Source organism: Streptomyces daghestanicus, assembly GCF_020521275.1.
In the GTDB taxonomy this organism is placed as follows: domain Bacteria; phylum Actinomycetota; class Actinomycetes; order Streptomycetales; family Streptomycetaceae; genus Streptomyces; species Streptomyces griseoviridis.
The window spans coordinates 1,651,220-1,664,934 of the sequence record NZ_BNDX01000008.1; the positions used below are offsets into that span (position 1 = coordinate 1,651,220).

A 13,715-nucleotide genomic window follows, 5' to 3' on the forward strand; every position below is an offset into this window, starting at 1 on the left:
CCACCTCACCGGTCACGACGATGGAGCCTCCCAGGCCCACCTCGCCGCCTTCGGTGAAGCCCTGGACGTCCTGCGCCTCCTCGCTCCCGCACCCATCCGCGCCCAGCTCCGTGAAGCCGCTTCCGCCTTCGAGCGCGCCACACGCTCCCGCATCCAGGCCGAACACCACCACGCCCGTGCCCTGCGAAGCGCCACACGTGCGATGCTCCGCGAGCCCGCACCAAGCGACGGTACGGCGCTGGCGATGCTCCTCGATGCCGCGATCCTCGTCACCATCGCGGCGACCCGCTGGCATCAGCTCCGCCACCACGACCAGCAGGTCACCGCCGCCCAGCAGACCCTGCTCCACCTACAAGCCGCCTACGACCAGGCAGCAACCGCTCCCCTGACCGCCCTCATCCGACGCCGACCGCCACAACCGACTGTGGACCGGCACGTCCACCACATCCGTCGGGCCGTCCCCGAGCACTCGGAGCACGTCCTGGCAGATCCCTCGATTGCTGCCCTCACTGCCGCACTCGCCGAAGCGGAAGCGCTTGGGTACGACCCTGAGCGCCTCCTCAGGCAGGCCGCCGACCAACGTGCCCTGGATGACGCCCGCTCCCCCGCAGGGACGTTGGCATGGCGAGTTCAACGCTTCAGCGCACGGCCGACGCCCAACGCACGCGCCCGTGCAGCACAGGCCCGCAGCGCAGCACGGCCCGATGGGACACCCAGCACTCCGGCCCACGAGGTAACCACCGTCTCGCTCCCGCAGCCGCGAGCACATCGGCGCTGATCACGACCGCGCGGACAGCCTCGGGGCAAGCAGCTCCAGCACTTCCTCCCAGCGGTAGCGGTCGGCCCCGCCGCCCGCCTTCGGCCGGTGAGGCTCGTAGGAGCCGACCAAGACACCCATCTCGCGCAGCAGGTCCAGACTCCGTCGGTATGCAGGGTGAGCGGCCTGGGCGGAGTTCAGGTAAGGCAGCACGGCGACCGGTACCCCCATGGCGGGCGCCTCGCACAGGATGCCCAGCGCGAGGTTGTCGGAGATCCCGGCGGCCCACTTGTTGACCGTGTTGAAGGTGGCCGGGGCGACCGCGATCGCATCCGCAGGCCGGCTCGGGCGTGGCTCACCCGGTGACCGCCAGGCCGAGCGAACGGGGCGGCCGGTCTGGGCCTCGACCGCCTCCGCATCAAGGAAGCCGACTCCTTGCGGGGTGGCAACGACGCCGACGTCCCAGTGCCGTTCCTGTGCTGCCGTGATCAGCCGGCCGACGTCGGCGGCGACCCCGGCCGCGCAGACCACGATCTGGAGCAACGGCTTGTCGTGCTGGTCACTCACGCGGGCACTCCCAGTTGGCGGCTGAAGTGGTGGAGCTCGGGCAGCGCCAGGCGACGGTCACGGGCTGCCATGTCGGCAACCAGTTCGCGTACGGCCGGGCGGCGGACGTCCTGTGCCGCGCAGCTCTCGGCGATGCGCAGGGCCTGGTAGCCGTCGGCGAGTCTGCCCTGCTGACTGTAGGCGCGGGCGGCCTCCACCCAGAGCGCGGCCCGTCGCTCGGGGACGGGGATGTGCCGCCGCATGAGGGGGCGAGCGGTTTGGAGGGCGATTCCGGCGTCGCCGAATGAGACAGCCGCGCTGATCTCGTGCAGGGCTACGTTGGTCGGGCTGAAGTTCGCCCAGGCGTCCGGCCTGTCGAATGCGACGTAGCGGGCCACCTCTTTGGCCTCGGTGAGGAAGTCGCGGGTGGTTTCGCGGTCGCCGTTTCTGCTGGCGGCGGTTGCCCCGCGGAGCAGCAGCAGGCCGACCGCTGCCAGGTATCGGGGCGAGCGTCGGTCGTAGGAGCCGCTGAGCTGGTCGACGGTGTGGCGCACCATGTTCACGGCTTGGGCTGTGTGCTTCTCCCGTACGAGCACGTGAGCGTGAACGCGGACGCTGGCGGCGAGGACGACAGGGTCCCCGGACCTTTCCGCCTCGGCCATGGCCCGGCCGGCCGCGAGCCAGGCGTTGCCCTGGTCGGCTCGCTTCAGCAACAGGCTCACCGACGTCTGGTAGGTGGTCGCGAGCAACCCGGATGCCTCCGCCGAACCGGAGGAGCCGCCGGCGACCTGGCGCAGGTCGGCGATCAGGCCCGGCAGGGCCTGCTCCAGTTTCGCGTAGTCGCACGTGCAGAACAGCCGGCGCACGGTCCGCGCTCGCTCCCGCAGCTCGTCGATACCGGAGGAGTCACCGGTGGCGGCGGGGTTCGGTCCCGGCAGCAGGACCTGGATCAGGTCGTGGTGCGCCATGGTTGGCGTCGGCGTTGCCGCGAGCGCGGCGACGCTCGCGGCAAGGAAGGTGCGGCGGTGCATGTCCTCGGTTCCGGGATCGCTGGGGCTGGCGTCGGGGGCAGCGGCGAGGCCGAGGCGTTGCGGTGGGATATCCAGTACCTTCGCGATCTCGCGCAGCACGCGCACGTCCTCCGTGCCCCTGCCGTTCTCCAGGCGGCTCACCTTCGACTGGTGGTAGCCCAGTGCGGTGGCAACGTCCTTCTGCGAGCGCCGCTGTAATACGCGTGCCTGACGGATGACTTCGCCGATCCGTCCGGCTTCACTCTGTGCGTCGGCCATCTGCGCCACGGCCCCTTCTGCCGTCGCCGATCCTGCCTGCTCAACCGAGCGTAACCGAGCATCGATTGGCCGCGATGCAGCTCCTGCATAAGTGATGCGGCCCCGGCACACGGCATGGTCCCGCTTGTCTCCGGAGCGGTTGCCTGGAGCAGCCGCACCGACCCTGGAGGCAGCTCGTGAAAGCGCACCAGTTCGCACTCTTCGTATCCGCCACACCGACCGCGGTCACCGCCGCCCGGCACCGGGCCGTGGACGCGATAGAGGGCTGGGACACGGTGCTGGGCAACGAGGTGGTGCACACCGCCGAGCTCGTGATCAGTGAGTTCGTCACCAACGCGGTCCGGCATGCCGAAGCCGGCCCGGTTTCCCTGTCCGTCCGTCTCGACGAGCAGTCACTGCGGATCGAAGTCTGCGACGACTGCCCGGAACTGCCCCGGCCGGGTCTCCCGGATCCGCGTAGCGAGAGCGGCCGAGGTCTGTTCCTCGTGGCCGCGCTCGCGGATCGATACGGCGTCGAGCCGACGGCGGTCGGGAAGTGCTGCTGGGCCGAGATCGCACTGCCCACCAATCCGGACCATCCGATCGTGTCCCCCCTTGTTGCACAGAGGAGTTGCTGATGACGACCACTCGCGTCCCCGGCGTGGCCGCCGAGGTGATCGCCGTTCGTCCGGGCCCACCGCTCACCGGCACTGTGACTGTCGACGGCTCCAAGAACGCGGCGCTCCCGCTGGTGGCCGCCGCGGCTGCCCTCGGCTGTCCGGTGCGGCTGAACAACATCCCTGCCAACACGGACGTGCAGACCATGCTCGCGCTGCTCCAAGAGTCGGGCTGGCATGTAGCGCAGCCGGTCGGGAAGCCGACTGCGGCGGTGATTCTGCCGACTGAAAACCAGCCCGTGCGCCCCCACCTGCCCCAGGCCGCGCGTATCCGTGCCTCGTACTACCTGGTGCCGGCCCTGCTCGCCCGGCACGGAGAGGCACGGCTGCCGTGGCCGGGAGGCTGCCGGATCGGCGCACGCGGGATGGATCTGCACTTCAAGGTGTACGAGGCATTCGGCGACCGGAGTGTCTTGGGTGACTCCGGATATCGCGTCGAGGCCGCCAGACGTCGCTATGGCACCGTGTCCCTGGTGCTGCCGTTCCGCTCGCGCGGGGCGACCGTGGCCGCCCTGCTTCGAGCCGTCACCACCGGCCGGCCTCTGCGGCTGGGCGAGCCCAATCTCTCGCCGGAAGTGCTGTACGTGCTGGAGGCCCTGCAGGCGGCGGGATGGGAAACCCGGGCCGGCGAGCGCTTGCTCGCCCTCTCGCCGCCCCCCTCGGCACCGAGCGACGCCGCATGGGTAGTGCCGGGAGACAAGGTGGAGGCAGGGACACTCGCCTGTGCAGTCGCCACCACCGGCGGAAGCGCGCGCATCCGAGGCGCACGAGCCGACGACCTGGGCCCCCTCGTGGCTGCCCTGCACCGACTGGGCATCTCCACCGTCAGCGAGGCGGACACCCTCACCGTGAACGCCCAGGACGGCCGCTTGGCCAGCCGCCCCTTACGGGCCACCGCCTCGCTCAGCCCGGGCGGCTTGGACGCCGACTTCGAACCACCACTCATGGCACTGGCCCTCGGCCTACCCGGTACCCACCTGTTCGCCGACGCCATCAACCCAGGTCGCCACGGCAATCTTCTGCCGCAGTTGGCCCGCCTCGGGGCGGACATCGAGGAGATCTCCCCCACCGAGTGCCGCCTTACCGGTCCTCAACGGCTGACCGGGACGGGCGTGGAGGCCACCGACATCCGAACCGGATCCGCCCTCATGGTCGCCGGCCTCACCGCCCAGGGCGTCACCACCCTTGGCGGTCTCGACCAGCTCCGCCGCGGCCACGCCGACCTGCCCGGCAAGCTCCACACCCTGGGCGCCGACATCTGCGAGGTCACCCCATGACCACCGACGGGCGCAACCTGCGCCAGATCGTTGCCACAACGGACGTCCACTCCGCCTTCGACAACGCCGCGCCGTTCCTGACCCACCTCCACTCGCTGCGGCCGACTTCCCTCATCGTGGACTGCGGCGACTTCTTCGAAGGCAGCGGGTACTACCGCCTCGCCCGCGGCACGATCGAGCGGGGGATCCTGCTCAGGCTGTACGACGTGCTGGCCCCCGGCAACCACGGCTGGCCCCACTACTTCGAACCCGACCTTCACCGGCGCACTGTCTGCGCCAATGCCGTGGATGCCAACACCGGCGACGCTCTGTTCCGCCGCCTGTACATCGCTGACATCGATGGACGGCGCGTCGGCGTAACCGCTGTGATCGGCTGGCAAGCCTTCCACTCGATCCCGGCTGCCCAGCGAGTCGGCCAATGCGTCACCGATCCCCTGCAGTCCCTGCGCGAGGTGATTCTCGCCCACCACGAGGTGGACAGCTGGGTCCTGCTCAGCCATTCCGGCTTCGACGAGGACCGGAAACTCGCGGCGACCTGTCCGTTCCTCGACGTGGTCTTCGCCGGGCACTGCCACAGCGATCAGTACGGACCGGTCCGAGTCGACGGCACCCTGGTCGCCAAGGGTCGGGAACTCGCCGACGGCTATGCGATCGCGACACCCGTAGGCACGGGATGGGGTGCCGGCACTACATCCTTCCCGAATCGGGCCCCGAGCCGCTTTCCCATGGAGCTTGCGGATCTGTGCTCCCTCATCGAAAACGTCAAGCAGCAGCTGGCCGCCGTCCTCGGCCCGATCAGTCCGGCGTACCGCCACCAGCCCCTCGACCGGCGCAGCCTGCTCGTGGAGCTCACCGCCCGCCTGCGTACGGCACTCGGGGCAGACGCGGTCATCCTCAACGAGACGGCACTACGTGCCGTCCCGCTCTGCGACACACTCACCCAGGGCGACCTGCTCTCCATCGAGCCGTTCGCCAACCAGCTGGTGCACGCCCACGTACCTGAGCCGGCACGCAGCGGCCTCCGTGGCCTGCTGTCAGGTCTGACCGCCCAGACCGGCCCGCTCGTCACGGCCCCCGATCCCCTGCCGGACGCCATCACCACCGTGCTGACCACCGACTACCTCGCCGACACCTACCTCGGCGGACGCACATATGAGGCCGGCCTGCGCCTGGACCAGGCCGTCCAGCACATCCTCATCATCACCGCTCCTGTCACCGCGGAAGGAAGCAGCTAATGATCCTCACCGGCCCGGAGATCACCGCTGCCGCTCACGACGGCCGCCTCCGCATCACCCCGTTCGCCGCCGACCAGGTCAACCCCAACAGCTACAACGTGCGTCTGGGCCCCACCCTGATCACCTACACGAGCACGGTCCTGGACCCACACCGGCCCAACCCCACAAACGCAACCAGCATCTGCTCGGACGGGCACATCCTCCAGCCAGGCGAGCTCTACCTCGGCCACACCCTCGAAGAGGTCGGCTCCGACACCTTCGTGCCACTGCTTTTCGGTCGCTCCTCCGTCGGACGTCTCGGCCTGTTCGTCGAGATCACCGCCCCCATCGGCGACATCGGCTTCCACGGCCAGTGGACGCTCATGCTCACCCCGATCCGACCGCTGCGCGTGTATGCCGGCATGGCGATCGGGCAGATCATGTTCTTCGTCTCCACCGGCGCCATCGACCTCTACCGCGGCAAGTACCAGGCCGCCGCAGGACCGCAGCCTTCCGCCTACTGGCGAGACCTCGCCCGACTCCGGGCGGTGGCATCGTGATCCTCACCGGCCCCGCCATCGCCGCCGCCGTCCAGGCCGACGAGATCACCATCGACCCGTACGAGCCCAGCCGCCTCTCCCCCAACGCCTACGACTGGCGGCTCGGCGAAACGATCCGCGTCTGCGACGGCAACCTCGACGCCGCAACCCCCACCGCCTTCACCGAGCAGCCCATCCCCGACACCGGCCTCGTGCTGCGCCCTGGCCTGCTCTACCTCGGCATCACGCTGGAGCGGACCGGTTCGGAGACGTACGCGCAGCTACTGAACGGCGACCGCACCACCGGGTCCCTGGGCATCTGGGTTCACGTCTCGGCTCCGCTCGGACACCAGGGCCATGCGATCCGCTGGACGCTGGAGATCCGCGCCACGCGACCGGTGCGCGTGTATCCGGGCATGACCTTCGGCAAGCTCGTCTTCCTCACCACCTTCGGCACCCCGGCCAGCTACCAGCAGCAGCCTGCCAAGTACGCGTCCACGGAAGGCATCGACATCTCGCGCCTCTACGAGGAGATCGACGGAGGAGCGCGGTGAACGCTCGCTCGGCCACCGGCCCGATGGCCGCCACCTTCCTGGACCTCCCCGTCGGGAGCCCCGGCGGCAGCATCGAGCTCTTCCTCGACCTCTACACCGGACGACAACCCCTCATCCCGGCCCGCGCCTTCATGCTCGCACCACCTGGTCACGCTCCTCGTCCACCCGCCGGACTCAACGTGCTCCCCGTAGCAGGCAAATGCCTGGAAGGAACGGCCTTCAGCCGCTACGTCGCCACCCTGCGCAGAGCACTTACAGCCACGCTCGATCCCACACAGATCAGCGTCCTCCACTTGCAGCACCTCGCATTCGGCGCCACTCCTGCCCTCATCCGCGCTCTGCCCGCGCATCCCCGGATCGCCCTCGTCCACGGCACGGACCTGATCTCCGCCGAGACCCACCGAGACCAGCTCCAGGTGCTGCGCGAGACAGCCAGGGCCGCCGACGCCATCGTGGTCCCGACCAACGCAATGGCCGACCGCCTCCTCAAGCTCGCCCCACAGATCGAACGCCGCAAGATCACCCACATTCCCTGGGGCATCCCCGACCACCTGCTCACCGCACCGCCCGCCCGGCCGGCACGCACCTCCACCAGCCACCTGCGGCTCCTGTACGCAGGACGCCTGACCACCGAAAAGGGTGGCGAGACCCTGATCAAGAGCCTGGCTCACGTCCCCGGTGTCGAGCTGAGCGTCGCCGCGCCCAGAGCCCAGTTCCACGCACTGGCCCCGCTGCTGCAACGCGCCGGCGTACGAGTCCGCTACCTCGGCTGGCTGCGCCGCCCACAGCTGTGGAAAGCTTTCACCGAACACGACGTACTGGTCATGCCGTCCACCATCCTGGAAGCCATGGGACTGGTCGCACTGGAAGCCCAAGCGTGCGGACTGCCCGTCCTTTACCAGCCTGTCCCCGGCCTCAGCGAGGCGCTCGCCGCTTCCGGTATGACCACCGACTTCACCCACTCCGCCGCACTCGCACGGGATCTCGACCGGCTGATGAAGACCCCTGGGTTGCTGTCCGCCCTGCGCCAGGCGGGCTACGCCAATGCGGCACGCTACCCCCTCTCGGCAACCGCACGATCCCTGACCGACCTCGGCCGACAGCTCACCTGAACCGACCGTCAGACGTCCCGACACGTCACTACCCGAACCGCTCTGTGAACGTCACTACGCTGTCCGACGGGATACCCCGGCGAAGAGGGAGACCATGACGTACGTGCATGACCGCATCGAAGCCCTACTCGACGAGGGGGTCCGCGACAAGGTGTACCCGGGCGCCGTATGGGCCCTCGGCGACGCCACCGGCACCCTCGCCCAGGGCACCACCGGCGTCCTCGACCCCGACGAGCCGGACGTGCCGATGCGCACCGACACCGTCTTCGACGCCGCCAGCCTCACCAAGATCCTGGCTGTCTGGTCCTCCGTCGGCGCCCTGTACGAGGACGGAACCCTCGACCTCGACCAGCCGCTCGGCAGCTTCTGGCAGGAGGTCACCGGGCACCCACTCGGAGCCGTCACCGCCCGGCATCTGCTGACGCACACCGCCGGCGTCCCACTGCGAGCCCAGCTGAAGAACCTCTACGGCACCAACCCGGACGACATCCGCCGCGGAGTACTGCACGAGGCACTCCACCGGGCACCCGGCGAAGCCGTCGAGTACACCGACCGAGCCGCCCTCATCCTCGGCTACCTCGCCGAACACCTCTCCGGCAGCCCCTTGGACCAGCTGGCCACCGCCCGCACCTGGCATCCGCTGGGCATGACCGGCACCCGCTTCGGCCCCCTGCCCGCCGACCTCGCCGCCCGCTGCGCACCCACCGAACTCGACCAGGACACCGACACCCACCTCAAGGGAGTCGCCCACGACTTCTCTGCCCGCCTTCTGGGCGGCGTCTGCGGCATCGCCGGCGCCTTCACCGTCCTCGACGACCTCGCCGCCTTCCTCCGGTACATGCTCGCCCCTGCCGCTTACCAGTTCCGGGCTGGTTTCGGGAGCGAATGGATCACCCGCTCCCTGACAATCCAGACGGGCCGGCTCCAACCTGCTCGCGGCCTGTTCTGGCACCCCGCTCCCGGCACGACCGCCGACGAAGGCGTCTGGGTCCACTACGGCTTCACCGGCACAGGCATGTGGATTTCCCCCACCAAGTGCCGCTGGGCGGTACTCCTGACCAACAAGCTCTACTACACAAGGGAACGTGGCCCGTTGACCGAGGTTCGCAACACCTTCCGTGGGCTCGCCTTGAACTGACGTGGCAAAGCAACCCATCGCGTCCCGGCCGGGTCTACTGCAGGGTTGGGCGAGCGGGCGGCTCGGCGTTGTTGACGGCGACGATCAGGTACGGGTCGATCCGTGCCCAGAGGGCGCCGCCCTCACGTTGCACTGCTCCGTCGAACCCCAGCCTGCGTAGACGCTCCCAAGCCGCTTGGACATCGTCGATGGCAACCCGAAGTTGGACGCCTGGAACGCCCGTAGCGACTTTGCTGGTGTGTGCCTGCCTGATCACGAGATTCTCATAAGAGACCCAGTCGCTTCCGCGGCGGTGCGCGCTCAAACCGAGGGCGGACATGGCCGCCGTCACGCGTCCGATGTCGGCGACGGGCAGATAGGCACCTTGGAGCCGGACCTGGTTCGGTGGCCAGACCGATCGATGCTCGTCAGCCGGCTCCGCATCGGTACGAGGGACTTCCTCGACACCTTCCGATTGCGCTTCCGCCCGCTGGATCCCGCGGATAAAGAAAAGGTTCTGACCGTCCGTGGTGACGATATGTGTACGTCGCGCCGTCCACTTGCCGGACGTCAGGGTGCCAGCTGCGACCACGCGTGCTTGGCGCCGGTCCGGGAGCAGCAGAACAGCTCGGCTATCGGCCTTGTCGAGCTTCTCGATGAACCGCGACCGAGCTTCGCCAGCCGCGGCGCGAGAAGGCAGGGACAGGATGCCTCCGGTCCGCCGCGGGAACGTCGCGGCGACCCACGGGCGTCACGCGGTGGACCGGTTGGCGTGCGCCTGCTGAGAGCGGGCCTGCGCACGGCCGTGGTCCTCTGTCTCGCCGCGACCCTGGCCCACGTCGTTCTCGTCTTCTTGCACGTGGCACCCCCCAACCCCGTGTCCCGGCGGTACAGCCAGCAGATCGACGCATGGGTCTATCCGCTCTTCGAACAGAACTGGCGGCTCTTCGCGCCCAATCCGGACTCCGTCAACCGGCAGGTCCTGGCGAGAACCGCGCACACCGGGTCCGACGGGTCGATGCGGGTCAGCGCGTGGTTCGACCTGTCGGCCGTGGACCGGGCGGCCGTCGAACACCAGGCGTTCCCCAGCCACACGGCACAGAATCTGCTGCGTCGCGCCTGGTCCTCCTACACCGAGACACACGGGCAGGACGACAAGGCCCGCTCGGAACGGGCGGCGATGATCCAGACGTATCTGAACAACATCGCCTCGGACCGCGTCGCCGAGCACCGCGGCGGCAGTGGCCGCGACGCCGACTTCATCCAGCTCCGCGTCATCACACGTCCCGTCGCGGCGCCCGGCTCCGACGCCGTGGACAACCCGTCGAAGCCTGTCGAGAACCGGCTCCTGCCCTGGTGGAAGGTGACCTCTCATGGGAAGTGAGCGGACGCGCACGCTCCTCTCCGCGGCGACCGTGCTCGTCACCGGCCGGCCGCTGTCCCTGTACGCCACGTCGGTGCTGCGCATCGGCTACGGACTGCTCTACCTCGTCTTCCTGCTCCGCGAGTTCCCGCACCGCCACGAGATCTGGGGGCCGGGCTCTCCGTGGACGCCTGCCCTCGCCGCGCAGCTCTCCGACCAGACGGGCTGGTACAGCTTCCTGCTCCTGTCGGACGACCGTGCCTACTTCGAGCTGTGCTACGGGACGGCTCTCGTGGCGTCCGCGCTCTTCATGCTCGGCTGGCGGACCCGGGTCACGTCCCTCGTGTTCGCCGTCGTGGTGACATCGTTCCACTCGCGGTCCATCTTCATGACGGACGGGGGCGACAACCTGGTCCTGCTGATGTCCCTCTACCTCGTCCTCACCGCGTGCGGCCGGCGCTGGTCCCTGGACGCCCGGCGCGAGCGGCGCAAGGCGGTTCGCGCGGCCGGCGCGGCGGCCCGTGCGAAGCGTCCCGGCCGGACCGCCCGGCAACTCCGTGACGCCCGCGTCACCTTGACCACCGTGGTGCACAACTGCGGCGTGTTCGTCATCGCGGCCCAGGTCTGCTTCCTGTACGGGTCAGCCGGCCTGTACAAGGTCCAGGGCTCGTACTGGGCCGACGGCACGGCACTCCACTACGTACTGCACCTCGAACTCTTCCAGCCCTGGCCCGCGCTCTCCCAGCTCCTGGACCACTACCCCCTCGCGATCGCGGCCATCAGCTACCTGACCGTTCTCACCCAGGTCGCCTTCCCGTTCGTGCTCTTCGGCAGGCTCAAGTACCCCGTTCTCGCCCTGCTGCTGGCCCTGCACGTCGGCATCGCGGTCGTACTGGGACTGCCGGTCTTCTCGGGCGCCATGATCATCGCGGACGCCGTGTTCCTGCCCGACCGGTTCTACACCTCGCTGCCCCGCCTGGGGCGCCGTACGGCACGGCGGCTCGGCGTGCGGCTGCCGCGGCCCCGCGGAGAGGCGAGGCATGGTGCCGTGCCTCCGCAGGTCGAACCCGAGACCCCCGGGTCGGCCCTGCGGTGAGGGCGGACAAGGTGACGTCGGCCGTCCGCCGGCTCCATCGTCAGCGACGGTCCGCGGGGAGGGCACAGGCCGCGGTCCCGCCCGGCAGGCGGTGGCGGTTGTCCGCGACGATCCGGTAGACGCCATGCGCGACCCGGCGAAACGGCGGCAGTGTGAGCAGCGCGCCGAGAACGGCCCACCCCTTGCCCGCCCGCAGCAACAGCTCGGCGACCGCCTGCGCACCGCCGTGCACGGCCCCGGTGGGCGTGATCCACAGCGCCTCGTACTCGGCCCGACGCTGAGCGACGCCCAGAGAGGCCAGGTCAGCGAACTGCCACGGGGTGATGGAGCAGTCGGGTCGCAGCAGGCGTTCGAGGAAGGCGACCGACGTCGTGCAAAATCGGCAATCACCGTCGTAAACCAGCACAGGTCGGGTCCGCATGGCATCGATCCTGCCTCATCAGGACAGTGGGCCGGAGCAGGCCGGCCCATGGCCCTTCGGAAGGTGTACGGGTCCTTCCGCGGGCGGTCGTCGTGGTTCTGGCCGCAGACGCCCGGCAGGACGAGGCCGTCCGCCGGGAGCGTACGGCCCTGCCAGGTCAGGTCGGTGACGGCCCGGCCGCCCAGAAGGCGCCGCCCCGGCCGCCACCCGCGTTGCGGACGGCGGCCTCGACCGTCCGCTCCTCCAGCGCGGCCAGCAGCCGTTCGGCGCCCTCTGCGGTGCGGAGATCGGCGCGCACCGCGCCGGCCCGCGCGCCCGTCCCCCGCAGGTCGCGGGCGGCGGTCCGAAGCCGTTGGTCCTCGGCGTTCACCACGAGGTCGTGGCCGTGCTCGGCGAACTGCCGGACCGGTGCCTGACCGATGCCGCCGGACGCGCCGGTGACCAGTGCGAGAGGCCGTGTGTCCGTCAGGCCCACCGGGTCACCGGCGGAGCCGCTGCCAAGCGCGGCCCGCGCGGCCGGCCGCCGCCGTCAGTCCGCGAACGGCGCCGCCAGCAGCAGGTCCTCCAGGGTGGGGACCGGGAAGCCGGGGAGGTGGCGGCGGCCGACCTCGGCGAAGGGGTGCATGAGGACGGACAGGGGCTTGGTGCGGCACAGCGACAGGATGGTGTCGAGGGCCTCTTGGGTGAAGCCGTCCCTGGGGAAGGCGGTGAGTACCTCCGCGAGGGCGTCGGGCTCGATCTCGTCCAGGCCGTTCCCGGTGAAGTCGAGCCCGGAGCCGAGGGAGACCAGGGCGATCTCCGGGCTCTTCCTGGCCGCGATGCCGGCGTTGGTGTGCAGCGCGATGGCGTCCCAGACGACCGCCACCCGATCGGCCGGCACCCGCCGCCCCCGCAGGAAGCGCCGGGCCGCGTCCGCGCCGTCGACCTCGAAGCGCTCGGTCGGGGTGCGGTACGCCTCGACCAGGCCCAGGTCGTGCAGGGCCGCCGCGACGAAGGCCAGCTCACGGTCGTAGCGGACGCCGCGGCGGTCCAGGAGCAGGGCACCGAAGAGGTAGGTCCGCAGGACGTGGCGGAAGAGCGCCGGGCTGGACGCCTCGCGGACGAACGCGGCGGTGTCGCGGGCCAGCCGGGTGTCGGGGACGCGGATGCCGGCCACCGATGCCGGCAGGGCGGAACTGTCGGCATCGGTGGTGGCGGCCGCGGCGGGGTGGCCGGACGCCGTGGTGGCGAGCGCGCCGATCGCGAGCGCGGCGGCGGCCCGCTCCAGCGCCGTACGACGGGTGATGTCCTTCGCCTCGTGACCCCGGGTCCGGGTCCGGGGCTGGCTCTGGCTCTGGCTCTGGCTCTGGCTGCGGCTCTGGCTCTGGCTCCTGGCGGACATGGTGTGACCTGCTTCTGGCTGGGCGGGGGTGGATGCCAGGAGCCTAGGAACGGGGACCGCCCGGTCGACAGGGGCGGAAATGCCAGATGGGCACGGATTAGTGCCGTGCCTGCCGGGACCGGCCGGGTGGCGCGATCCGGTCCGTCTCGGTCACCCGGATCGCCGCCGTGGGGCAGACGGCCGCCGCCTCGTGGACGGCGACGTGGTGCTCGGCGGCGGGTTCGGAGGTCAGGAGCGTCACGATGCCGTCCTCCTCCCGCTGGTCGAAGACCTCCGGCGCGGACAGGACGCAGGCACCGGCGCCGCAGCACTTGTCCTGGTCGACGGTGAGTTTCACGATCGTTCCGGTTCCTTTCCGGGTCACCAGCGGACGGGAACGTCACCAGCAGACAG

General features: G+C 70.1%; 16 protein-coding genes and 1 pseudogene. 10 read left to right on the forward strand and 7 right to left on the reverse strand.

Features of this window, described 5'->3' with window-relative positions; genetic code table 11:
* Window position 1: 1 nt before the first annotated feature.
* A pseudogene (locus Sdagh_RS16975) lies at window positions 2-778 on the forward strand (mobilization protein); the annotation flags it as partial.
* On the opposite strand, the gene Sdagh_RS16980 reads toward Sdagh_RS16975, so the two are convergent.
* Both Sdagh_RS16980 and Sdagh_RS16985 read right to left on the reverse strand, forming a co-directional pair.
* Window positions 779-1,324, reverse strand: a complete 546-nt coding sequence (locus Sdagh_RS16980) for a flavoprotein (protein ID WP_190077916.1) — start codon at window positions 1,322-1,324, stop codon at window positions 779-781.
* On the reverse strand, window positions 1,321-2,592 hold the full coding sequence (locus tag Sdagh_RS16985) for a helix-turn-helix domain-containing protein (protein ID WP_190077942.1): 1,272 nt from the start codon (window positions 2,590-2,592) through the stop codon (window positions 1,321-1,323). Before Sdagh_RS16985 ends, Sdagh_RS16980 begins: the two co-directional genes overlap by 4 nt.
* A gap of 176 nt (window positions 2,593-2,768) precedes the next feature.
* On the opposite strand from Sdagh_RS16985, the gene Sdagh_RS16990 reads away from it, so the two are divergent.
* The 7 genes from Sdagh_RS16990 to Sdagh_RS17020 all read left to right on the forward strand — a co-directional run bounded on the left by Sdagh_RS16990 (window position 2,769) and on the right by Sdagh_RS17020 (window position 9,082).
* Window positions 2,769-3,209 carry an ATP-binding protein gene (locus Sdagh_RS16990; RefSeq protein WP_190077915.1) on the forward strand — a complete coding sequence of 147 codons (441 nt, stop codon included), beginning with the start codon at window positions 2,769-2,771 and terminating at the stop codon, window positions 3,207-3,209.
* The gene (locus Sdagh_RS16995) at window positions 3,209-4,525 is read left to right on the forward strand and encodes a carboxyvinyltransferase (RefSeq protein WP_190077914.1); all 1,317 of its coding nucleotides are present in this window, start codon (window positions 3,209-3,211) and stop codon (window positions 4,523-4,525) included. Before Sdagh_RS16990 ends, Sdagh_RS16995 begins: the two co-directional genes overlap by 1 nt.
* A complete protein-coding gene (locus Sdagh_RS17000) occupies window positions 4,522-5,760 on the forward strand; it encodes a metallophosphoesterase (RefSeq protein ID WP_190077913.1) in 1,239 nt (412 codons plus the stop codon). Before Sdagh_RS16995 ends, Sdagh_RS17000 begins: the two co-directional genes overlap by 4 nt.
* Window positions 5,760-6,299 (forward strand): dCTP deaminase, encoded by a 540-nt coding sequence (dcd, locus tag Sdagh_RS17005; RefSeq protein WP_190077912.1) that lies wholly within the window; start codon window positions 5,760-5,762, stop codon window positions 6,297-6,299. Before Sdagh_RS17000 ends, dcd begins: the two co-directional genes overlap by 1 nt.
* Window positions 6,296-6,832 (forward strand): dCTP deaminase, encoded by a 537-nt coding sequence (locus tag Sdagh_RS17010; protein ID WP_087808835.1) that lies wholly within the window; start codon window positions 6,296-6,298, stop codon window positions 6,830-6,832. Before dcd ends, Sdagh_RS17010 begins: the two co-directional genes overlap by 4 nt.
* 23 nt (window positions 6,833-6,855) lie before the next feature.
* Complete coding sequence (locus Sdagh_RS17015; RefSeq protein WP_190077941.1) at window positions 6,856-7,944, forward strand: glycosyltransferase family 4 protein; 1,089 nt, start codon at window positions 6,856-6,858, stop codon at window positions 7,942-7,944.
* Window positions 7,945-8,038: 94 nt separating this feature from the next.
* Complete coding sequence (locus Sdagh_RS17020) at window positions 8,039-9,082, forward strand: serine hydrolase domain-containing protein (protein ID WP_190077911.1); 1,044 nt, start codon at window positions 8,039-8,041, stop codon at window positions 9,080-9,082.
* Between the two features lie 34 nt (window positions 9,083-9,116).
* Here the strand turns inward: Sdagh_RS17020 and Sdagh_RS17025 are convergent, their stop codons facing one another.
* Window positions 9,117-9,653: a hypothetical protein gene (locus tag Sdagh_RS17025; protein WP_190077910.1), complete on the reverse strand. Its 537-nt coding sequence runs from the start codon at window positions 9,651-9,653 to the stop codon at window positions 9,117-9,119.
* A gap of 180 nt (window positions 9,654-9,833) precedes the next feature.
* On the opposite strand from Sdagh_RS17025, the gene Sdagh_RS17030 reads away from it, so the two are divergent.
* Together Sdagh_RS17030 and Sdagh_RS17035 are read left to right on the forward strand one after the other, a co-directional pair.
* Window positions 9,834-10,445, forward strand: coding sequence for a DUF5819 family protein (locus Sdagh_RS17030; protein WP_226535234.1), 612 nt, complete (start codon window positions 9,834-9,836; stop codon window positions 10,443-10,445).
* Window positions 10,435-11,520 carry an HTTM domain-containing protein gene (locus tag Sdagh_RS17035; RefSeq protein WP_190077909.1) on the forward strand — a complete coding sequence of 362 codons (1,086 nt, stop codon included), beginning with the start codon at window positions 10,435-10,437 and terminating at the stop codon, window positions 11,518-11,520. Before Sdagh_RS17030 ends, Sdagh_RS17035 begins: the two co-directional genes overlap by 11 nt.
* Window positions 11,521-11,560: 40 nt before the next feature.
* On the opposite strand, the gene Sdagh_RS17040 is transcribed toward Sdagh_RS17035, so the two are convergent.
* The 4 genes from Sdagh_RS17040 to Sdagh_RS17055 form a co-directional block, all read right to left on the reverse strand.
* Window positions 11,561-11,941 (reverse strand): thiol-disulfide oxidoreductase DCC family protein, encoded by a 381-nt coding sequence (locus tag Sdagh_RS17040; protein WP_190077908.1) that lies wholly within the window; start codon window positions 11,939-11,941, stop codon window positions 11,561-11,563.
* A gap of 157 nt (window positions 11,942-12,098) precedes the next feature.
* A complete protein-coding gene (locus Sdagh_RS17045; protein ID WP_308288746.1) occupies window positions 12,099-12,416 on the reverse strand; it encodes an SDR family NAD(P)-dependent oxidoreductase in 318 nt (105 codons plus the stop codon).
* 54 nt (window positions 12,417-12,470) lie between these two features.
* Window positions 12,471-13,322, reverse strand: coding sequence for an HD domain-containing protein (locus Sdagh_RS17050; RefSeq protein WP_190077907.1), 852 nt, complete (start codon window positions 13,320-13,322; stop codon window positions 12,471-12,473).
* Window positions 13,323-13,419: 97 nt separating this feature from the next.
* Window positions 13,420-13,659, reverse strand: a complete 240-nt coding sequence (locus Sdagh_RS17055; protein ID WP_189424613.1) for a ferredoxin — start codon at window positions 13,657-13,659, stop codon at window positions 13,420-13,422.
* Between the last annotated feature and the right edge of the window lie 56 nt (window positions 13,660-13,715).